This window comes from Marinobacterium marinum (assembly GCF_013868415.1).
GTDB lineage: Bacteria > Pseudomonadota > Gammaproteobacteria > Pseudomonadales > Balneatricaceae > Marinobacterium > Marinobacterium marinum.
On the sequence record NZ_JACEMT010000031.1, the window covers coordinates 23,428 to 44,675 of the forward strand.

At 54.5% G+C, this 21,248-nt stretch carries 22 protein-coding genes; 8 read left to right on the top strand and 14 right to left on the bottom strand.

What is annotated here, in order from left to right; all coding sequences use genetic code 11:
- Nucleotides 1–18: 18 nt before the first annotated feature.
- From H1S06_RS01290 to H1S06_RS01350, 13 genes are all read right to left on the bottom strand, one after another.
- Nucleotides 19–462, bottom strand: a complete 444-nt coding sequence (locus tag H1S06_RS01290; RefSeq protein ID WP_181736467.1) for a hypothetical protein — start codon at nucleotides 460–462, stop codon at nucleotides 19–21.
- Nucleotides 463–470: 8 nt separating this feature from the next.
- Entirely contained in the window at nucleotides 471–2,666 is a 2,196-nt protein-coding gene (gene gspD / locus H1S06_RS01295) for a type II secretion system secretin GspD (protein ID WP_181736468.1), read from the bottom strand.
- A gap of 4 nt (nucleotides 2,667–2,670) precedes the next feature.
- Entirely contained in the window at nucleotides 2,671–3,261 is a 591-nt protein-coding gene (locus H1S06_RS01300; protein ID WP_181736469.1) for a hypothetical protein, read from the bottom strand.
- On the bottom strand, nucleotides 3,258–3,815 hold the full coding sequence (gspM, locus tag H1S06_RS01305) for a type II secretion system protein GspM (protein ID WP_181736470.1): 558 nt from the start codon (nucleotides 3,813–3,815) through the stop codon (nucleotides 3,258–3,260). The genes H1S06_RS01300 and gspM overlap by 4 nt, the downstream gene beginning before the upstream one ends.
- Complete coding sequence (locus H1S06_RS01310; protein WP_181736471.1) at nucleotides 3,815–4,867, bottom strand: PilN domain-containing protein; 1,053 nt, start codon at nucleotides 4,865–4,867, stop codon at nucleotides 3,815–3,817. Before H1S06_RS01310 ends, gspM begins: the two co-directional genes overlap by 1 nt.
- 11 nt (nucleotides 4,868–4,878) lie before the next feature.
- On the bottom strand, nucleotides 4,879–5,778 hold the full coding sequence (locus H1S06_RS01315) for a type II secretion system protein GspK (RefSeq protein ID WP_181736472.1): 900 nt from the start codon (nucleotides 5,776–5,778) through the stop codon (nucleotides 4,879–4,881).
- Nucleotides 5,778–6,374, bottom strand: coding sequence for a prepilin-type N-terminal cleavage/methylation domain-containing protein (locus tag H1S06_RS01320; protein WP_181736473.1), 597 nt, complete (start codon nucleotides 6,372–6,374; stop codon nucleotides 5,778–5,780). Before H1S06_RS01320 ends, H1S06_RS01315 begins: the two co-directional genes overlap by 1 nt.
- Nucleotides 6,371–6,781 carry a type IV pilus modification PilV family protein gene (locus tag H1S06_RS01325; protein WP_181736474.1) on the bottom strand — a complete coding sequence of 137 codons (411 nt, stop codon included), beginning with the start codon at nucleotides 6,779–6,781 and terminating at the stop codon, nucleotides 6,371–6,373. Before H1S06_RS01325 ends, H1S06_RS01320 begins: the two co-directional genes overlap by 4 nt.
- Nucleotides 6,778–7,311 carry a pilus assembly FimT family protein gene (locus H1S06_RS01330; protein WP_181736475.1) on the bottom strand — a complete coding sequence of 178 codons (534 nt, stop codon included), beginning with the start codon at nucleotides 7,309–7,311 and terminating at the stop codon, nucleotides 6,778–6,780. The genes H1S06_RS01325 and H1S06_RS01330 overlap by 4 nt, the downstream gene beginning before the upstream one ends.
- Nucleotides 7,292–7,720, bottom strand: a complete 429-nt coding sequence (gene gspG, locus H1S06_RS01335; protein ID WP_181736476.1) for a type II secretion system major pseudopilin GspG — start codon at nucleotides 7,718–7,720, stop codon at nucleotides 7,292–7,294. Before gspG ends, H1S06_RS01330 begins: the two co-directional genes overlap by 20 nt.
- 24 nt (nucleotides 7,721–7,744) lie before the next feature.
- Entirely contained in the window at nucleotides 7,745–8,776 is a 1,032-nt protein-coding gene (locus tag H1S06_RS01340) for a type II secretion system F family protein (protein WP_220183713.1), read from the bottom strand.
- 234 nt (nucleotides 8,777–9,010) lie between these two features.
- On the bottom strand, nucleotides 9,011–10,693 hold the full coding sequence (locus H1S06_RS01345; RefSeq protein WP_220183714.1) for a GspE/PulE family protein: 1,683 nt from the start codon (nucleotides 10,691–10,693) through the stop codon (nucleotides 9,011–9,013).
- Complete coding sequence (locus H1S06_RS01350; protein WP_181736478.1) at nucleotides 10,690–11,832, bottom strand: acyltransferase family protein; 1,143 nt, start codon at nucleotides 11,830–11,832, stop codon at nucleotides 10,690–10,692. The genes H1S06_RS01345 and H1S06_RS01350 overlap by 4 nt, the downstream gene beginning before the upstream one ends.
- Nucleotides 11,833–12,103: 271 nt before the next feature.
- Between H1S06_RS01350 and H1S06_RS01355 the strand changes: the two genes are divergently transcribed.
- The 8 genes from H1S06_RS01355 to H1S06_RS01390 are packed head-to-tail and all read left to right on the top strand — an operon-like array spanning nucleotide 12,104 to nucleotide 20,549.
- Nucleotides 12,104–14,899, top strand: a complete 2,796-nt coding sequence (locus tag H1S06_RS01355) for a monovalent cation/H+ antiporter subunit A (RefSeq protein ID WP_181736479.1) — start codon at nucleotides 12,104–12,106, stop codon at nucleotides 14,897–14,899.
- Nucleotides 14,899–15,264 carry a Na+/H+ antiporter subunit C gene (locus H1S06_RS01360; protein ID WP_181736480.1) on the top strand — a complete coding sequence of 122 codons (366 nt, stop codon included), beginning with the start codon at nucleotides 14,899–14,901 and terminating at the stop codon, nucleotides 15,262–15,264. Before H1S06_RS01355 ends, H1S06_RS01360 begins: the two co-directional genes overlap by 1 nt.
- A complete protein-coding gene (locus H1S06_RS01365; protein ID WP_181736481.1) occupies nucleotides 15,261–16,772 on the top strand; it encodes a monovalent cation/H+ antiporter subunit D in 1,512 nt (503 codons plus the stop codon). The genes H1S06_RS01360 and H1S06_RS01365 overlap by 4 nt, the downstream gene beginning before the upstream one ends.
- Nucleotides 16,769–17,263, top strand: a complete 495-nt coding sequence (locus H1S06_RS01370; protein WP_181736482.1) for a Na+/H+ antiporter subunit E — start codon at nucleotides 16,769–16,771, stop codon at nucleotides 17,261–17,263. Before H1S06_RS01365 ends, H1S06_RS01370 begins: the two co-directional genes overlap by 4 nt.
- Nucleotides 17,257–17,526 (top strand): K+/H+ antiporter subunit F, encoded by a 270-nt coding sequence (locus tag H1S06_RS01375; RefSeq protein WP_181736483.1) that lies wholly within the window; start codon nucleotides 17,257–17,259, stop codon nucleotides 17,524–17,526. The genes H1S06_RS01370 and H1S06_RS01375 overlap by 7 nt, the downstream gene beginning before the upstream one ends.
- An 8-nt stretch (nucleotides 17,527–17,534) precedes the next feature.
- On the top strand, nucleotides 17,535–17,909 hold the full coding sequence (locus H1S06_RS01380) for a Na+/H+ antiporter subunit G (protein WP_181736484.1): 375 nt from the start codon (nucleotides 17,535–17,537) through the stop codon (nucleotides 17,907–17,909).
- Nucleotides 17,902–19,863: a bifunctional tRNA (5-methylaminomethyl-2-thiouridine)(34)-methyltransferase MnmD/FAD-dependent 5-carboxymethylaminomethyl-2-thiouridine(34) oxidoreductase MnmC gene (gene mnmC, locus H1S06_RS01385; RefSeq protein ID WP_181736485.1), complete on the top strand. Its 1,962-nt coding sequence runs from the start codon at nucleotides 17,902–17,904 to the stop codon at nucleotides 19,861–19,863. The genes H1S06_RS01380 and mnmC overlap by 8 nt, the downstream gene beginning before the upstream one ends.
- A gap of 35 nt (nucleotides 19,864–19,898) precedes the next feature.
- Nucleotides 19,899–20,549, top strand: coding sequence for a CBS domain-containing protein (locus H1S06_RS01390; protein ID WP_181736486.1), 651 nt, complete (start codon nucleotides 19,899–19,901; stop codon nucleotides 20,547–20,549).
- A 15-nt stretch (nucleotides 20,550–20,564) separates the two neighbouring features.
- Here H1S06_RS01390 and H1S06_RS01395 read toward each other — a convergent pair whose 3' ends face one another.
- Complete coding sequence (locus H1S06_RS01395) at nucleotides 20,565–21,245, bottom strand: DUF4126 domain-containing protein (RefSeq protein ID WP_181736487.1); 681 nt, start codon at nucleotides 21,243–21,245, stop codon at nucleotides 20,565–20,567.
- Between the last annotated feature and the right edge of the window lie 3 nt (nucleotides 21,246–21,248).

A 21,248-nucleotide genomic window follows, 5' to 3' on the forward strand; every position in this document is an offset into this window, starting at 1 on the left:
TATTTTTCATACACCCGTTTACCGAAGATACAAATACCACTGATCTTGCACATAAATCCAGGTTTCATTCAGGCTTGTTTTAACAGGCGCAGGAAGCTTCCTGTCGGTATAAGTAACAAGATAAGACACCTTGCACCGCGTGTACTCATCATCACACGTCACCGATTGAACTTTCGCAGCCTGCCAACCGGATGCTCCCAGGTAGCGAGACGTAAATTGATGCTTGCCTTTGATTTCCCGGTACCCCGGTGAAGTCAGTGCGTAGGCCGTATCAATATCCCACTCCAGAAGCGCATCCAGCTTTTGCTGTGCACGTTTATGCACCACTTCTTCCGGGCTGGTGTTCATTCCGACAGAAGCACACCCCCCCATAAAAGCACTTACCATGAAGCATACTGCCGCACGGCGCATTAGCGCTGAATTAACAGACGCATTATGAATGCACAAATGTTTCAATTTCATGATTAAAGTCACCTTTTCGACGGCTCACTCTGCGACATCTCCAGCTCGGGCGCCACATTCGGCAAATCCTCGAAGTGGGTCAGCCCTTTCATTCTAGAGCGCATTTCACGACTGATATCGCGTAGATCCTGCTCATCACGCATCACTCTGGGTGTAATGAAGATCAACAACTCAGTACGGCGCTCATTGCGAGTCGTTTTACTGAACAAATTCCCAAACACTGGTATATCCTGAAGAATCGGCACACCCAGCTTACCATTGCTGCTGTTGTCACGAATCAATCCACCCAGCACAACGGACTCTCCCGTGCGCACTGCGACCTGACTGCTGACATTTCGTTCCAGAAATGCCCGCTGTTCAGTGGCGGCATCCACATTTCCCACATCAGTTACCGACTGTGAAATCGCCATACTGACAAGACCACCCGCATTCACTTGCGGCGTCACTTCCAGCTTGACGCCGGTGTCCTTGTATTGAATCGATGTTGACGTATTACCACCATCTGTAATCGTCTGAGATGAGCGGATCGGCTGCTGATCCCCGACATGAATAGAAGCCGTATGGCTATCCTGCACCAATATGGATGGGGTTGAGATAACATTGACCAGGGACTTGTCAGCCAAGGTATTGATCACGGCACGCATGACACCTGCTGAGTTGGTAATGCTGTATGAGAAGCCCGGAGCTTTCGGACCTATCGCTGTATTTTCGCCCAGACTCAGAATCGCTTCGCCATCATGCCCACTGCCAAAACCATTATTCAGGTGCCACTCGAGGCCATATTGCAGCTCATCCTTGAGCGTGACCTCAATGATACTGGCCTCTATCAGCACCTGCGTCGGAATGATATCCAGCTTTTTCAGTGCAGGTTCAATCTTTGCGTACTCTTTAGGCGGCGCAAAAATAAGCAGCGAGTTGTTGGTTTCATCAGCAACAACCCTGACATTATCCCCCAAAGCAAAACCGCTGCTTTTACTTTTCTTGCCAGCCGCTCCCGCGGTTGTGCCAGTACCTGTCCCCTCGGCAGCAGATTCAGTCAACCCAGGCGCCACCCCCGAATCAGCCGGTGCAGACGATGCTGCTTGCGCACCACTGCCTGCGTAAATCTGGCTCAACAAGGACGCCAAATGCCCCGCATTACCATTCTGAACTTCATAAACATGTAACTTGGGCTCATCCGCAGCCGCCTGTGAGAAGTCCAGTTTATCGATCCATGAACGGATCTGCTCCAGGTAATGAGCCCTGGGAGTCACTACCAACACACTGTTCAGGCTTTCAATCGGCAAGACTCGGATCAGGGACGACAACCCCGGCACAGCCTCCCCTTCTCCACCACTGCCAAGCAAATGCCCAAGCGCCGATTGAATATCCGCAACCGTACTGTTATTCAGCGGGAAAATACCCACCGACATACCCTGTAGCTGGTCGATGTCAAAGGTTGCAATAATGTCATTCCAACCATCCAACTGGTTCCGCGTACCTGCCAAAATCAACAGGTTGCGGCGCGTGTCGATCTTGATAAAGGCATCATCCGTGGCGACCGGCTTCAATATTTCAGCCATCTCCGTCGCGCCAATGTACTGTAAAGGCACAACAACATGAGCATAGCCAGCCCCCTTGGTATCGGCGCTGGTATAATTGGGCAGTACACTGCTGACGCTTTTGGATGCACTTACAAAATAACGATCATTAGCATCACGTACCATCAGAGCGTTATTGGCCAACAACAAACTTTCCAGTGTCGGCAGCAACTGATCACGCGGCATGGGCGTGCGTGTACGCAACGTTATTTCGCCAGACAATGGATGATCAATCACGTAATCCAACTGGAGTATTTCCCCCAGTATGACGTGCACTACTTCAGTTACCGGCGCCTCTTCAAAATTCAGGCTCACGGCTTCGCCTTCCAGCTTGACCGGAGCACGCGCCTTCGGCAAACGCACGACACGATCATTACCGGGGAACAGAATAGGCGACTGCTGCCCGATCTCGGCCTGTTCCGCACCCGAACCGGTTTCTTGGGCTGTACCAAGCGGCGTCACTGGATTTTCTGCTGCCGGGGACAACGACCCGACTTCCGGATTAGGCAACACCTCAGGCGTGGCAGTCGGCTTTGTCAGTTGTTCACTACAGCCCGTTACCATCAGGGCTGCACCCAGACATAAACTGACTGTGTATCGGGAGTAACGGCGTTTGCTCAACATAAACTCATTTATCTTCTTGTGGCGATGATATAGAAGGCTCTGACTCTGCCTCGACCTTTTCCACTACTCTTGATGGCTGAGTTGGCGCAGCGACCGATACCGCTCGCACCAGCTCCAATGTTTTTTCTTCGTAGCCCTGGCTGGATATACGGAAAAAGATTGCACGCTCCGGCGTCAAGGAGGTCAGCTCCCATTCATGCAACTGCTCCCCAAGCATCAGGCGCTCACGCTCCTGACCATTCAATAAAATAACGCCAGCTACCCCCGCATCACCTGAAAAAACCCCGCTAAGTTCGTAGTCTTCAAAGGGGTCCGGCCCCTTGCGTACAGGCTTTTCGACATCGACAACAGCCTCCGGAACATAAGGCCGCCGGCTTTCCCAAAAAAGCGGACGCTCAACAAAGGCATTTCCCTTGACCTGACTGACTGGCTTGAAGCGTATTTTCTGTGCACTTAATGTCGCTGCTGCCGGTAATTCCGGCCCTGGCGCTTGATACTGGCTAACCGCGAAAGCCGCATAAGCAACTGCCAATAACAGCAGAGCGGTACACCCTATAGCCAAATACTGAAAACGTTGAATAAGACGATCTTTCATGAAGCTGCCTTGAACGTACTGACAGTGAGTTCCAACTGAACATTCTGAGTCAGGTCGCCTCGTCGCACCCGAGCCGGCGTTATCTCTAGCCGCTCAATCAACAATATCGGCCTCGCTGACAGTATGCCATCCAGCAGTCGCTGCACACCTTCTGCCGCAGCTGTCGCCGTGAGCTTGACCGATGCACGGCCTTGCTTCCCGCGTGCCGCCTCATTCAATATCTGCGTCCCTGATATGCTCACTTCAGCCCTGTCAGCCAAGGACCGAACAGTCTGCTGCAAGTTGGCCTGAACAACCGACAATTCCTGTTGTGCCGGGTACACCAGACTGTCAAGGTGCCGTGCCATTTGCTCTTCCGCACTCAGCACACGTGCCTGTACACTTTCCAAACCTTTCAACCGGGCAAGTCGAGGCTCCAGCCTGTCAATTTTCGCCACATAACTCTGATAGCTACCCACTGCAGCAGCACCGATCATCAGCACCAGAACAGCCACCATCAGCAAGGCAGCAGTAAGTATGACCTCGGACCGTTTTTTGCCTCTACCGAACAGCACTATTCCACATCCTCGGCTTGCGACAACGTCATTTCAATAACGAAACGCTCGGTTCCTGTACGCTCGTTTCTGCGAAATGCCTGCAATGCCTTAACATCAGTAAACATTTCATCCTTAATAAGAGCTTGCAGGTAGACAGACGCATCAATAGCGCTACCCGACACCTTCACCCCCCCCGAGCTTTCAATTTCCAGACTGTGTAAATAAACCTCATCCGGTGTCATTTGGGCTATATAGGCCAGAACATCCGGATATTCCGGCTGTTTGTTCACATAGTTCTGCAACTCAGCTGCTCGCTCGTTATAGCCCATCAGTGCTTGCCTGGCATTCATAGCCGGCTGAGCCATGTTTTCATATTCAGACAGCTGCTTCTCCAATGAACGCAGTTCAAAACTTTTAACAACCATCGGGAGTGCCAGTAAAAACCCGACCACCAGGACAGAATACCCACACAAAGCAGCAACATGGGCCAATTTGCGTCGATAGCGCCCGCGCCGTTGATGTTCACCAAACCCTTCAAACACCAAAGGTCGCTCACTATCTGCGGGCAAAAACCACACTTCTGGAGCACCCTGAAACGCACTGAACAATCCCTGATGCTCCTTCAGCAATCCCTGCACGGTACTATTTGCACAGATTGCTATTCGAACTTGCAAACCGCTCTCGCCCGACTCCAGAGCACGCCAGCTGTAACAAGTATCATCAGCAGGAAAGGGACTCTGGGCCAACACCTCACTCGCCACTATCCGATTGACGTCGGATCTGATGGACAAGGGCAAGGAAATTGTCTTCAACAAAACTTTCTCTGACGGTAAGGCGATGGCACACAAGTCCGTCTCGGCCTTGCCCATATTTTCAGTGCGCTGCAGCACCCCCGCTTTGAAAACCTGATTGCGCCCTCCTGGCCTGAGCAACATCACAGCCGGATCAAGGCGCTGCTTCAACCAGGCATCGTCGTCATGAAACAGTTCACGCAAACCATCACGGACATATTCATAACCAGTGACCAGATTAAGCCCGAACAGGTTGAACTGATTTCTATTGATTGCCATAAAATCCTATCTCAATACCCTGTCCCGGATGCCGCTACCACAGGCTCGACCCGCTCTATCTGCCAGGGAAGATCGCCCGCCTCAGTAAACCGTACCCAAAAACGCTGAGACATCACCACTGATGATGGCAAGGTGACATCCACATCAACTCTGAGATTACCAAGTTCGGCCTGAACACCTGCCAACCGGCGACTATTCGAAACATCCGCCGCCATTTCAAGAGCGCCATCCTGCCTGTCGGACATTATGAGGTCAACCGCTTCTCTATCCTGATCCAGCACCAGCAACAGCACATCCGGCGGAGCAAACTGCATATTGACCGTTGCCTCACCGTCTACAAAAGCATGCACAACAGGTTGGAGCCGGTCATATATATCACGTGTAACACCAGAAATTTTCAGCAAGTCTTCAATCACTCTGAACTGCTGCCTAGCCTCCCCGGAAGAGGGTAACGCCCATCCCGATTCCGAGGTTTTGCCAGTATCGTTCTGCCTGTACGCCATGATACCGCGGACAATTTCCGCAGTCTGATCCTCACTACTCAAAACAGAGCCGATCATTTTATGCAACAGTTCTGCACTGGCGTGGTTCAGACTTATGAGCCCCGATGCAGGCAGCCAGCTTACCCTCATCCGAGCCCCATTCATGCGATAATGCCGCTCCATAATTGGGCCAACATCCTCTTGGCTTTCCAAACTCATCCCTTGAACTGCCAAGTCCCACATAGCCTGATTGAGTGCGCCATAAGCTAAAGCTTCAGTTTCAATTTGACTGCGGTAATGATCCACCATGCGCACATCAGTTTTCGCCTGCGACACAAGTCCCGCGACCAGCAAAGTCAAAGCCGCTACCATCCACAGGAGCATCGGCAACACGACCCCCCGCTGCGACAAGGCAGCACCCGACCGCATCACGAACCTCCCTTGGAAAAGTGCAAGGGGCGAATAAGCAGGTCGGGCCACTGTGATCGATCCAGCTTAACCCTCAACCGTACAAGCTCGGGTAACTCATCACTATCCCAAATATCCAGCCACTCGCCCCCGGCCTCTGCCCGGTAGGCAAAACGTGCTTCTACTCCATCCAATAACACATGCTGCTCCAGTTCATCCCAACGCACCTCTTCCACATCAGGAAATACCGAAAACAAAACCAGCAATCGCCCTGTTCCATCAAGCTGAAAGCGCACAACCTGCAGACCCGATACCTGGCCTGCCGAGCGTACTGGAGCCACTAACGTCAACTGCTCCTCTGCCCCTTCAAACAGCAGCATGTCGCTATTGTCTTCCGCGTGACTTGCAAGGGGAAGCGCATGCCTGACCACGTCAGTCAAAAAACCCGACACCGCCTGGAACCTCTGCGTCGCTTCCACTCTTTCATTCAGGCGCTCTTGAGTGTCTGCCAACATTCGCATGGACGCCACCAAGGCAAGCAGGATCATGGAAAGAACCGCAAGGGATACAATCACCTCAACCAGAGTGAAGCCCTTGGCATACGGTCGTTTCATCATGGCTGTTCCAACTTGAGGGGAACTCTGCTATTCAACAGAATCTGCCGCTGCACATCCCCATCCTGCCATTTCACCAGAATTTCCAACTGCGCGAGCTTGGCCGTATCTGGGGCAGTCTCAACATCGGTAGCTACTTCATCTGCGGACAACAGCCATTCATATTTTCCGTTGCTACCGGCAGACCCACTCTGTTCACCCAGCACGGTCACAACCCTGTTCTGCTCAAACAGGGAGCGCCCAATCACCAACGCCTCTGTATAACCGCTGGCCACACGAGCATTACGTGTCGCTCCCGCCGCAGCCTGATACAACACACCCAACGACATGGCCAGAATCACCATGGCAACCAACATTTCCAACAGGGAAAAACCCTGCTGCCGACCAGTATTACACTTGGGTGCGGTCACAAAACGTCCAGCCTTTCCTGAGACGCCAACCCTGTCAGCCAATCAACACGCACACGAATACCAATATTTTCGGCTCGAAGAATACTGATACTCCCCCCTGACGAACCTCCACCGGGATAAAAACGAATGATATTCCGCCCTTCCCGCGCAAGATCCGAAGCCGTCACAGCTTCCATGCCAAGCGTATCCGGGAACACCAGAACACGCCCAAACGGTAACGACTCATCTCGAGGAAGCTGCCGAGAAACCTTTACCGTCTGGAGCGAACGGGCATGTGTATCAATTACCATATCTACAGAAACACCCTCGGAAAGGGCCATCAGGCGGGCCTTTTGCGCAGCACCGACTACGCCTCTAACCGTATCCCTGTACTGCATCGAGTCATACATTTTGATCGCCGCCGGCGTTGTCACTCCAACCAGCAACGCAGCAATCGAGAAAGCGACCATCAACTCCAGCAGGGTAAAGCCCGAGCTTCGCCCTTTCTGACCCGGTTTCAGAATGCGATCTTCACTCCCAATTGACGACATCACGCGCTTCGCCATCGCCCCCAGGCGCGCCATCACTGCCCAAAGACATCAGGTCATAATCACCATGCTGTCCCGGAAAACGATATTCATACCCCTGATTCCAAGGATCAACCGGCACTTTACGCTTTTTCAGATAAGGGCCATTCCAGCCAGTCGCACCCGTCGGCTGTTGAATCAAGGCCTGAAGTCCTTGCTCGGTTGTTGGAAAACGACCAACATCCAGCTTGTACATCTCGAGCGCCTGCTCAAAATCGCCAATCTGAACTTTCGCCGTATCACTCTTGGCGCCTCCCAACTGATTCAGAACCCTGGGCCCCACAATACCGGCCAAAAGCGCCAGAATCGCCAACACCACCAAAAGTTCTACCAGAGTAAAGCCTCGCTCCGAGCGTTTCTGCTTCAATAACATGTATCTACACCTGTTCAATTATGTTTATCCCGCCAAACTGTTCACAGACAAAATGCCCATCAAGATGGACAGAATAATCAATGCAATAACTCCGCCCATGATCAAAATCAACACGGGTTCGAGCAGGGTCAGTCCACGCTTCACCTGAGTCTGAACCTCTTGATCATAGACATCCGCCACTTCAGAGAGCATCTCCCCAAGCTGGCCCGATTCTTCTCCCACTCGCACCATCTGAATAATCATCGGTGTTGCAAAACGGCTTTCCTGCAAGCTTTTGGAAACACGAGTCCCCGACTTCACGGCTGACTCCAAAGAAGAAAATTCCTGTTTTATCTGGGAGTTTCCAATGGTTGCAACCGCAATTTTCAATGCATCCACCAAAGACACCCCATTATTGAGCAAAGTTCCCAGCGTCCGTGAGAAACGCCCTATTTCATATTTCAATTGGATCGCTCCCAGCACAGGTGCTCCGAGCATAAACTTATCCAGCTTCAGCTTCCCCGCAGGCGTAGCAACAGACCTTCGCACCCAGTGATATACAGCCACACAAAGCAGTACCATCAGCCACCACCAGGCCTTGACCACATCCCCTAGCGCTATAACAAAACTGGTCATTACCGGCAGTGCATCCCCCATATCCGAAAAAAGAGATTCGAACTGAGGCACAACGAAACCCAGCATAACGGCAATCGCCAGTACAGCCACAACCAGTAGAATAGCCGGATAAATCAGTGCGGAAATGATCGTTGACCTGACTTCCCTACCACGCTGCAGGTGCTCACCCAGAGCTCGCATAATGCCGGCCAGATCTCCGCTTGCCTCTCCGGCTCGCACCATATTGATGTAAAAGTCATCAAACATGTCTCCTTCCGACTCGAACCCGTGACTCAGGCGTTTCCCGGACTTGACCATTTCCAGTAACCGGGTGTAAAGCTCGGCACATGCCTGCTTGCTGGCCATTTCAGCCTGTACCTTCAACGCCCGATCAACCGGCAGCCCGGCTTTCAGCAACACGGCCAATTCACTGGTAAACGACAACAGGTCATTTCTGTTCATCGCTCCCTTTCTGGCCTTGACAGGAGAGGAAGCCACACTGGACGAAGCAATCCCCGCTGCCGGCTCTGCCGACACCTCTATGGGTATAAGTCCCTGCCCTCGCAACTGTCGCATGGCAGCATCTTGACTGGCCGCAGTGATAACACCCGACACGACTGACCCGCTCTTTCCGGCTGCAGAGTACTGAAATTGTGGCATTGTCAGCTTAAGCCAAACGCACAAAATAAATTGAATTTATACACCATCATCACCGTCTTGATCCTGAGTAATACGCAACAATTCCTCCAGCGAAGTCTCACCTGCCGCCACTTTTCTCAAACCGTCCTCATACAATGTATGCATACCCTTGCGACAGGCCAATTCATGCAACTCACTGACACCCGCGCCCGATTGTATGGCTTTCTGCACATCCGAATCCAGCACGAAGAGTTCATGAATCGCCGTACGTCCCGAATATCCTGTATATTTGCAGGCTTCACAGCCGTTGGCGTTGAAAATCTGCGCCGCCCCATCGCCAAGCCACCGCTCCAGCCCTGTATCCCGTGCAACACCCGCTTCAACTTCGACTTCGGTTTTGCAATGACTGCACAAGCGTCGCAACAACCTTTGCGCCAGGACGCCATTGACGGCAGCGGTCACCAGATAGCGCTCCACCCCCATATCTTCCAATCGCGTAATGGCGCCCGCAGCCGTATTGGTATGCAAGGTTGATAACACCAAATGCCCAGTCAAGGCTGACTGCACCGCAATTTGCGCCGTCTCGGTATCCCTCATTTCGCCGATCATGATGATATCCGGGTCCTGACGAAGAATTGAGCGCAGAGAACGAGCAAAGCTCAAGTCAATCTGAGATTGGACCTGTATCTGATTAATGCCATGCAGTTGATACTCAACAGGGTCTTCAACCGTGATAATTTTCAGCTTATCAGCATCCAAAGACGCAAGTGACGCATATAAGGTTGTGGTCTTACCCGAACCTGTAGGCCCCGTCAGCAATAGAACGCCATGAGGCTTGTGCAACAACTGAGTGTATCGTTTTAACGTATCAGCACTGAACCCCATCTTACTTAGGCTCAAGTTGATGCTTTGCCGATCCAGAACACGCAGCACCAATCCCTCGCCATGAACAGTCGGTATCGATGATACACGCAAATCAATCTCTCGCCCCTTAACGCGCGTCATGATACGCCCATCTTGAGGCAGTCGGCGTTCGGCAATATCCATTTGCGCCAGTATCTTGATTCTGGAAACAATAGCCGCAGCCAGTGCGGACGCTGGTGCCTCATACTGTTCAATGACACCGTCAACTCGGTACCTCAGGTGCAAGCCGTCATCAAACGGTTCCAAATGAATATCCGATGCCCCGTAATCAAGCGCTTGATGGATAATTTTGTTAACTGCCCGTATAACCGGCGCCTCACTGGCCAGGTCCTTCAAGTGCTCAATAAAAGCACCGCCGTCAATATCCTGAGCGACTTCATCCTCGGCTTCTGCCGTATCTGATGCCAGCGCCTTTTCCAACGCAGCCTGAATATCCGATTCAGCTCCAAGACGCAGCTCTACCGACAGCCCTGTCGCCAGCTCAAGCCCCTTGCGGATATAGTCGCTATGCGGCATTGCGGCGGAACAAACCAGCACTCCACCTGCATTTTTCAACAGGACAACATTATTGCTGGCCAAAAAATCAGACGACAGCCCATTCAGCCTGACGGGCTCTTCGGGATATTCTTCCGCGCTGACGACAGGCACATCCAATTGTTCACTGAGCGCTTCCAGCAGGTCCTTTTCCGACACCAGCCCGAGCTTCAGCAGCACCTGACCAATCAAGCCGCCCATTTCCTCCTGGGCAACCAGCGCCCGCTCGATATCGCGAGCACTCACCTTGCCTTTGGCGACAAGCATTTCACCTATTTTCATCCGACCTTACTCAACTGGAGGTTCAAATCTTTAACGTATCGAATACATGGTCTTTCAACCAGCCTGTAACTCAAATGCCCTGCAAGTACAGATGACAGCATTACCACCACCAACGCCAACAGACTCCCGTATACCCCTCGCCAAACATCCGGCCACAGCAACCCCATGCACATCAATATCGGCAAATGCCACAGATAAATACCAAAACTTATGTCTCCAAAATATACAAAAAGTTTCGATTTAACCCAGCAAAACCCTCTGGGTGGATCAAGCGTCAGGTACAGCATGACAGTCAAAAGGAATGCAACAAAAGAATTCCAGAAAACAAGCAAAAAACTCCCATTCCAATAAAAATCGCCCACCACATCAAGCCAATACTGCATGGCAAAAATACTAAAAATAGTACAGCACAGAATAACCGCCTTATTAATATCAGAAAACCTCACCCGCCATGTCGACATATAATAACCCGAAACAAAAGCAAAAATATTTCCAGGCAACGCATCTAAAATTGGCAAATGAACAAGGTAGTTATCACCTGAATATTTATTAAAAATATAAATCCTCCACAAGACGGTCACTAAAAGCGCAACAAAAAAAACAAAAAAACCACCCATTTTTCTTTTAAAAAAGACAATAAACGGCAGCACCATATAAAAAGCCAATTCGATAGGAAGTGTCCACCAAACGCCATTCATTGGCTTGATAAAATCAGGTGGCAAATTAATCAAAAGAAGTGCATTCATCAGCAATTGATAGTAATCATAATCGTAAACAAGTCCATTTACATACAGCGACACCAAAACCAATATTGAAATCTGCACCCATACAGCCGGATATATGCGGGCAAAGCGATTCCTGAAAAAATATAAAAGCTCGAGCCTGTCCATTTTAACAGCTTCCAGTTTCCCCCCTAAAAGGTATCCGGAAAGAACAAAAAAGATCGGCACCCCCAACCAACCAAAACTGATTTGCATCGCGAGATCCCACTGCCTTCCAAAAAAATCAAAATCAGACATGACGTTCGCCATATCTGGAAAGAATTGAGACCAATGGAATAACAAAACGGCTATAGCGGCAAACCCTCTCCACCCATGTAAAGCAGGCTTAAAAACATCATTATCAGAACTATTAACCACCCAAAACCCCAGCCCTAAAGATCAAACATACGCTTTATAAAAAAACTAAATAAAATTCAATATAAGCCTGAGAGCACCGTCACAATAAGGCTTAAAAAACCAGAGTGCTAACTCTGAGGCCTCTTACATGAAAAGCACTCTCGAGCCGAATACACAACAGCTCCTGCCAGAACCCGTTGTCCACATCAATAGACACTACCGGTTTGGCTCTCATTTCCAATCTGTTAATATGCCACGTTACTCTCATTTTTAACATGGGTCAGACTGTAGGATGAGCTTATTCTGGATTCCGTTACTGCCATTGATCGGCACCCTGATTCCGCTGCTCAGTGGACGCTTCGGACGTAGTGCCTGCGCCCTGTTCACCGGGGTACTCCCCGCTATCGCGCTGGCGATCGTGTTTGGCCTGGCACCCCAGATTCTCGATGGTGCCACCCTGCAACAGAGCTATAGCTGGATACCGGCCATGGGGCTGGATCTGTCGTTCCGAATGGATGGTCTGGCGCTGCTGTTCTGCATCCTGATTCTCGGTATTGGCCTGCTGGTTATTCTGTACGCACGCTATTACCTGTCCGAACAGGATTCCATGCCCCGCTTCTATGCCTACCTGATCCTGTTCATGACAGCCATGGTTGGTATCGTCACCGCCAACAACCTGATCCAGCTGTGGCTGTTCTGGGAGTTGACCAGTATCAGCTCCTTTCTGCTGATCAGTTTCTGGAACCACAAAAGCGATGCCCGCAAGGGCGCACGCATGGCACTGACCGTTACCGGTGCCGGTGGCCTTGCGCTGCTGGCAGGACTGTTGCTGATCGCGCATATTGTCGGCAGCTACGACCTCGGTACGGTATTGGCCAGCGGAGATACCCTGCGTGAACATGCCGCCTACCCGGTTGCACTGATCCTTGTACTGCTGGGTGCCTTTACCAAATCCGCCCAGTTTCCATTTCATTTCTGGCTGCCTCATGCCATGGCAGCCCCGACGCCGGTTAGTGCCTATCTGCACTCGGCCACCATGGTCAAGGCCGGTATTTTCCTGCTGGCCCGCTTTTATCCGGTCCTGTCCGGCACCGAACTCTGGTTCCTGATCGTCAGCCTGACCGGCCTTGCCACCCTGCTGCTGGGGGCCTATATCGCCCTGTTCAAGCATGACCTCAAGGGGCTGCTGGCCTATTCCACCGTCAGCCACCTGGGGCTGATCACCCTGCTTCTGGGCATGGATACCCAGTTGGCGGCCGTTGCCGCGATCTTCCATATCATCAACCACGCAACCTTCAAGGCTTCCCTGTTCATGGCAGCCGGGATTATCGACCACGAATCCGGCTCCCGTGATATGCGCAAATTGAATGGCCTTTGGAAGTACATGCCTCATACCGCAACGCTGGCGATGGTAGCTGCAGCCTCCATGGCAGGTGTGCCGCTGCTGAACGGCTTCCTGTCCAAGGAAATGTTCTTTGCCGAAACCCTGCACCAGGTCGCACTGGGGTCCCTGTCATGGATGGTGCCTGTACTGGCGACACTGGGCAGTGTGTTTTCCGTGGCCTATTCCACCCGCTTTATTCACGACGTGTTTTTCAACGGTGAGCCGATCGACCTGCCCAAAACACCGCACGAAGCGCCGCGTTACATGCGTATCCCGGTCGAAATACTGGTCACGCTCTGTTTGCTGGTCGGTATTTTCCCGAGCTTTATCGTTGGCGGCCTGCTGGCATCCGCATCTTCAGCCGTACTGGCCGGAAGCCTGCCGGAATACAGCCTGTCGATCTGGCACGGTTTCAACCTGCCCCTGCTGATGAGTCTGATCGCCATGCTCGGCGGCCTGATGGTGTACTACAACCGTCGCCATCTGTACCACTTCCAGGCCCAGTTCCCTGAAACGGACGCCAAACTGGTCTTCGAGCGCCTGATCCAGTCACTGGTAGCCGGTGCGACCCGCATGCACAAGTTCTTCGAAAACGGTTCGCTGCAGCGCTATATGCTGCTGTTGCTGCTGTTCGCACTTGTACTGACTGCCGGTCCCTTGATGGACTTGAACACCACGGCCGGGCTCCGCCCGCACCTGCCCATTGATGCTGTGGAAATGACTGCCGCCCTGTTGCTCTGCCTCAGCGCACTGGCAACCATGATATGGCATCGCAAGCGAATGGTTGCCTTGCTGACTCTGTCGGTAGTGGGACTGATCGTTTCGATCGCCTTTGCCCGTTTCTCGGCCCCCGACCTGGCACTGACCCAGTTGTCGGTCGAGGTCGTGACCGTCATCCTGCTGATGCTGGCACTGTTCTTCCTGCCGCAAAAAACGCCCAAGGAATCCTCCCCACGCCGTGTGGTACGTGACCTGGGTATTGCTGCCATCATCGGCGGCATCATCGGCACCATCAACTATGCCCTGATGACCCGTCCGCTGGAGAGCATCTCCGACTTTTTCCTGGCCAACAGCAAGACCGGTGGCGGCGGTACCAACGTGGTCAACGTGATTCTGGTCGACTTCCGTGGCTTCGATACCCTGGGCGAAATCACCGTGCTGGGCATTGCGGCCCTGGGCATTTACAAGCTGATTGCCCGAATGCGCCTGTTCATGCCGGCCGGAGACGAGAATGGCCGCCCCTGGGCACGCGATCGCCACCCGGTCATGCTGGCGGTGATTTCACAAAGCCTGTTGCCACTGGCGTTACTGGTCTCCGTCTACATTTTCCTGCGCGGCCACAACCTGCCCGGCGGTGGCTTCATCGCTGGTCTGGTGACATCTGTGGCGCTGGTCCAGCAGTATGTAGCGCACGGGGTGGACTGGATCAAGACGCGTCTGAAGATCGATTACCAATGGCTGATTGCCAGCGGGGTGCTGATCGCCTCCCTGACCGGGCTCGGCAGCTGGGCATTCGGCCGCCCCTTCCTGACCTCATGGTTCGATCATTTCCATCTGCCCTGGATTGGCGAATTCGAACTGGCCAGCGCCATGCTGTTCGACCTGGGTGTCTATCTGACCGTGGTCGGGGCGACCCTGCTGATTCTTGCCAACCTGGGCAAACTCACTACCAACCATCGTGCTACTCAGCCGGAGTCTGAATAATGGAAGCTGTTTACGCCGCCTGTGTCGGTCTGCTCACCTTCTCGGGCATATTCCTCTGCCTGCGGGGACGCACCTTTCCAGTCGTACTGGGACTGACGCTGCTGTCTTACGCAGTCAACCTGTTCCTGTTTTCCAGCGGCCGTCTAAAGCTTGAAGGCGCGGCCATTCTGGGCACCTCATTCAGCTACACGGACCCGCTGCCCCAGGCGCTGGTCCTGACCGCTATCGTAATCGGCTTCGCCATGACCGCGTTCATTGTCATTCTGGCCATGCGTGCCCGAGCCGACCTGGGCAACGATCATGTGGATGGCCGTCTGCCGCCTCAGCCTGCCGTGAAACCGCGTCGCAAGAAGGAGCACGCATGAGCGAACACCTTCCTCTTCTGCCCATTCTGCTGCCCTTGATCGGCGGTTTGCTGCTGCTGTTGCCGCCACTGGCCAGCACGCTGGAGCGGCAACGTTTCGGTGCCCTGAGCATTGCCACCCTGACCTTGCTCAGCAGTATTCTGTTGCTGCAGCAAAGCGCAGCCGAGGGCATTCAGTTGTACGTGCTGGGCGACTGGCAACCTCCTTACGGTATCGTACTGGTAGCCGACCGCCTCTCCACGCTGCTGATTACGCTGACTTCTCTGCTGGGACTTGCATCTCTGCTGTATGCCTGTGCCGGCGACGACCGTACCGGCGCCTATTTCTATCCGCTGGTTCTGCTACAGGTCATGGGCATCAACGGTGCCTTTCTGACCGGTGATATTTTTAACCTGTTCGTTTTTTTCGAAGTACTGCTGATCGCGTCCTATGCCCTGCTGATTCATGGCGGCGGCAAGCAGAAAACCCAGGCCGGGTTCCATTACGTGGCCCTGAACCTGGTCGGCTCAAGCCTGTTTCTGTTTGCTCTGGGCATCCTCTACGGTACTCTCGGCACCCTGAATATCGCGGACATGTCCACCAAAGTCGCCGCCCTGTCCGAGGGCGAGAAGGTACTGGCCAAGGCCGGCGGGCTGCTGCTGCTGGCCGTTTTTGGCCTGAAGGCTGCCATGCTGCCTTTGCACTTCTGGCTGACACGTACCTATGCCTCCGCCAGCGCCCCCGTCGCGGCACTGTTCGCCATCATGACCAAGGTGGGCATTTACAGCATCTACCGTGTGCATACGGTGATTTTCGGCGCCAATGCCGGTGATCTGGCCTTTATCGCCCAGCCCTGGATCTGGCCATTGGCACTGTTGACACTGTTGGCCGGCAGCATCGGAGCCCTGGCCAGCCCCAACCTGCGTGAACTGACCGCCAATCTGGTAATCGTATCCGTTGGCACCCTGCTGATTTCGGTCGCACTGCAAAATGAAGAAGCAACCTCTGCCGGGCTCTTCTATCTGGTACACAGCACACTGGTCTGCGCGGCATTGTTCATGGTGGCCGATCTGATCAGTCATCAGCGCGGCAAGGCGGGTGACCGTTTTGTCATGTCACGCAAGGTGCGTCAGCCCATACTGCTGGGCAGTATGTTCCTGATCGCGGCACTGGCCGTTGCAGGGATTCCCCCGTTTTCAGGCTTTGTCGGCAAGGTTCTGCTGTTGCAGGCAGCTCAGAACGCCGCCGAAATGTTCTGGGCCTGGCCCGGAATTCTGCTCAGCAGCCTGGTAACCATCATCGCGCTTTCTCGCAGTGGCACCACGCTGTTCTGGCGCCGCAGCAACGACAAGTCTCAGGCCGATCCCGCTTCTCGCTGGCAGGTCGCCGCGATAGTACTGTTGTTGCTTGGTGCACCGCTCCTGGTCGTGCTGGGAGGCCCGATCACCGAGTACACGGCTGCTGCCGCCCAACAGTTGCACCAGGTACCGGACTCGCTCCATCTGCTGCTGCCGGGAGGTGAATCATGAAACGTTTTCGCTGGCTGCCCATGCCGGTCCACAGCGTTCTGCTGTTTGTCGTCTGGCTGCTGCTGAACAACACACTCGCACCGGGACACCTGGTACTGGGCGCTTTTTTGGCCCTCGCCATCCCGCTGCTCTGCGCACCACTGCAAACACCCCAGCCGATCGTACACCGACCGCTGCTGGCGATTCGCTATGCCTTCCGTGTACTGGGTGATATCGTGGTCGCCAATATTGAAGTGGCACTGCTGGTTATGGGGCCGATGCGCAAACTCCGGCCGTCCTTCGTCGCCGTCCCGCTGGATATCACCTCTGATCTGCCGCTGACCGTGCTGGCCAGTACCGTTTCGCTGACACCGGGAACCGTCAGCGCCGAACTGTCCGATGACCAGCGCTGGCTCTATGTTCACGCACTCCATCTGACCGACGAACAGGCACTGATCGAGACCATCAAAACCCGTTACGAAGCCCCTTTGAAGGAGATCTTCGCATGCTGAACACCGCTATTCTGATTGTCAGCGGCATGCTCTGCGTAGCGCTAATCCTCAATCTCTGGCGCCTGCTGCACGGCCCCGACCTGTCGGACCGCATCCTGGCGCTGGACACCATGTACATCAACAGCATCGCCCTGATTCTGTTGTACGGCATGCATATGGGCACCAACCTTTATTTCGAAGCCGCCTTGTTGATTGCAATGCTTGGTTTCGTCAGCACCGTGGCGCTGTGTAAATACCTGCTGCGCGGCGACATCATCGAATAGGTCCTGATATGAATTTCTGGGTTGAACTACTCATCACCATTCTGCTCCTGATTGGCGGCGTGTTCGTACTGATCGGCTCGATTGGCTTAAGCCGCCTGCCGGACTTTTATACCCGCCTGCACGCACCCACCAAGGCCACCACTGTCGGCATGGGCGGCATTTTGATTGCATCCATGCTGATGATGTCGGTCAATCAGGGCTACCTGAGTCTGCATGAGCTTCTGATTACGCTGTTCCTGCTGATCACCGCGCCCATTACCGCGCACATGCTGGCCAAGACGGCCTTGCACCATGAAAACCCGGCCCTGCAACGGACAAGGGCACAGCACCTGATCGCATCGGCTCGCGAGCAACAGCCACCGGCGCCTGCCGACCATGAATGAACGTCTCAGTACCGCTCGCCTGAACTGGCAGGAATCAATCCCTGAATCAGAACAGTTCGGGGATATCTATTTCAACCGGGCGGGCGGTGTCGCGGAAACCGAGCATGTGTTTCTCAACGCCAACCGCCTCGGTGAGCGCTTCTCTGCTCATAAGGGCGGCCATTTCGTCATTGCCGAAACCGGTTTTGGTACCGGTCTCAATTTTCTCTGTGCCCGGGCTCTCTGGCTGCAACAGGCACCCGCGCAAGGACAACTGCACTTCATTTCCTGTGAAAAGTACCCACTGACAGCTGATGATCTGGCCCGTGCCTTGGCAGCCTTTCCTCAGTTCGCTGATGGGGCGGCGCAGTTGCTGAACGCCTATCCGGCCCCGGTACCCGGTTTTTTCACTCTGCGTTTCGATGAAGGCCGTGTCCTGCTGACTCTGCTGCTCGGTGATGCACTGGACAGCCTGCCCCGACTGGATGCTCGCGTAGATGCCTGGTTTCTGGACGGATTTGCCCCGTCTAAAAATCCGGAACTGTGGAACGAGCAACTGTTTGAACAGATCGCCCGTTTGAGCGGCCCCGGTACCAGTTGCGCGACCTTCACCGCTGCCGGCCTGGTACGGCGGGGACTTGAGGCCGCCGGTTTTGAAATTCAAAAAATCCCGGGCTTTGGCCGTAAGCGGGAGATGATCTGCGGCACCTTTACAGGCCCGTCGGGCTACAGGCCTCCTGCCGGGCAGCCCGTCTGGTTTCAACGCCCGCCCCCCATCCGAGACGACCGCCCTGTCATCGTGATTGGCGCGGGGCTGGCCGGAGCCACAACTGCACGTGCACTGGCCGAGCAAGGCCTGCCCGTACTTGTGGTTGAACGTCATTCTGCCCCCGCTGCTGAAGGGTCCGGCAATCCGCAGGGGGCGCTTTATGCCAAGCTGCCGGCAAAACCTACGCCTCCCGGTCGCTTCCACCTGGCCGGACTCAACTACACTCGTGCACTGATCCGGCACCTCCAGGGCTTGTACCCAACACTTGGCCAGTTGTGTGGCGTTCTGCAACTGGCAACAAACGACAAGGAACGGCAACGACAACAGCAGCTGATCGAAACGGGAGCCTACCCGGACACTCTGGTGCGTCTCGTTTCAGCAACCGAGGCCTCTGAGCTGGCCGCGCAGCCCTGCCCCTCTTCCGCGCTGTTTTTCCCTGCAGCAGGCTGGGTATCACCACCGGCTCTTTGCCGTTACCTGCTGGACCACCCATTGATCCAGTGCCACTACAACATGCAGGTTGAAGCACTGCAGCCGACCGATACCGGCTGGCAGTTGGCCGGCACGGATTTCAGTGCCGCCCGGGTTGTCATCTGCTGCGCCAATGAAGCCCTGAGATTCGAACAGCTGGCGCACCTGCCCCTCAAGCCGATCCGCGGCCAAACCACGCAAACGGAACAACCATCCGGAATGCCGCCACTGAATACCGTGGTTTGCGGCGAGGGCTATATATCGCCACCACTGCAGGGGCATTACTGCTTTGGCGCCTCGTTCAAGCTCAAGGATACTCGGCTGGATATCCGTGACACCGAACACCAGCACAATCTGGACATTTTGCACCGGGCCCTGCCGCAACTGGCCGATGCTTTGGCCTGCCAGCCCCGGCAGGGCCGTGCCGCCCTGCGCTGCAGTAGCGCCGACTACTTGCCCCTGGTCGGCCCGGTAGCCGATCAGCAGCGCTTTGTGACGACCTACGCCAAGCTGCGGGATGACGCACGCTGGCAATTCGATACACCCCCCCCTCTGCTGCCCGGACTCTTTGTCAACACCGGACACGGTTCCAAAGGCCTGATCAGCTGCCCTATCAGCGCACAGCTGCTGGCCGGACAGATCAGTGGAGCACCTCTGCCCCTGGAAGATGAACTGATCCGAATCATTCACCCGGCACGATTTACGATCAGGCATCTGATCCGACAGACGCTATAATCAGAATACCGGTGCAATTGCGGAGGTAGCAGGTTATGGCACTTGTGGTATATGACCAGGGGTATCGTATCCAGACGCCGGTGGATTCGCTATTTCGTCAGCGTGGCGTCGAAGCCCTCAGTGCCGGCCAGGCCAGCGCGAGTGTCCCGGGTGGAGATGAGCCCATACGCCAGCAACAGGCACTGGAAAAGCGCTTGGAGCTGTCGCATGAGCGCTTTCAGCTCCCGTCTCGGCAGGACAGTGATTATAAAACCTATCAGAAAAGCGGTTCCGCCCCGGAAACATCCCGACATCCATCTCTTAAGGCCGGGCAGATCATGTCCAGCCCGGTGTTGACCATCCCGTTGAAAACCAGCCTGCGCCAGGCTTGGGAGATGATGCTGAATCAGGAAGTATCGCACCTGGTGGTCGTTGATGAAGACCAGCGCGCGCTGGGACTGCTGTCACGGGAAGATATCGTTCGACGCGGTACCGATTCCCCGATCAGCATCAGCCAGGCCTACCAGCGGCAGATAATCGTGGCCTCGCCCGATACCGCCGTCACCAGCTTGGCTGCCAGTTTTGTGCGCTATGCCATTACGGCCATCCCTGTCATCAGCAATGATGACAGACTGACCGGTATCGTCTGCAGAACAGACCTGATCCGCATGTTGATCAATGAAGAAGGGCTGGATCGCTGGGCCTGACCCGGCGGTCCCGACTCAGCGCGGCGGCAGCTGGCGCCCAGAAGCCCGTGCCGCCGTCTTTGCCAGATCATCCTGCTCACGACTCCCCGAGCGCCCCCTGAAAAAGCGGGCAACCGCCGTAAATACGCGCCGGATGGCGCGCCAGAGCCGAGGCAATAGCCAGATCAGCAACACAATGAAAGCGATCAGGCAGCCCAGAAACCAGAGCGGATGATTCAGAGCAGCCCAAAGCCCCCCGATGACCAGCAAATCCTCGCTGAAGGACGCGGTCCAATTGGTCAGCGGCTCCGGCGAGGTGTTGATCAGCACCCGTGTGCCGGATTTGAGAGCGTGGCTGCCTGCAGCCATTGAAGCTCCAGCCAACGCGGCTGCCAGCTCGACCGCCGGATTCAGATCTCCCACGGCTCCTGCCGCCAGAGCCGCACCGGCCGGTATCCGAATAAAGGTATGCAGCCCGTCCCAACCGGTGTCGACACCGGGCGTCTTGTCGGCAAAGAATTCGACGCAGTACATGAAGCCGGCCACCAGCAGGACCAGAGGATCCGACACGATTTCAAGTCCCGGCGGCAAGGCCAGGTGCCCCATGTTGGACAACACGCCCAGCATCAGAATCGTGGCATACAAGTTGATGCCGCTGGCCCAGGCCACCCCCATGGACAGAGCAATCATTGAACTGATCTGGTCCAGTTGGCCCATCCA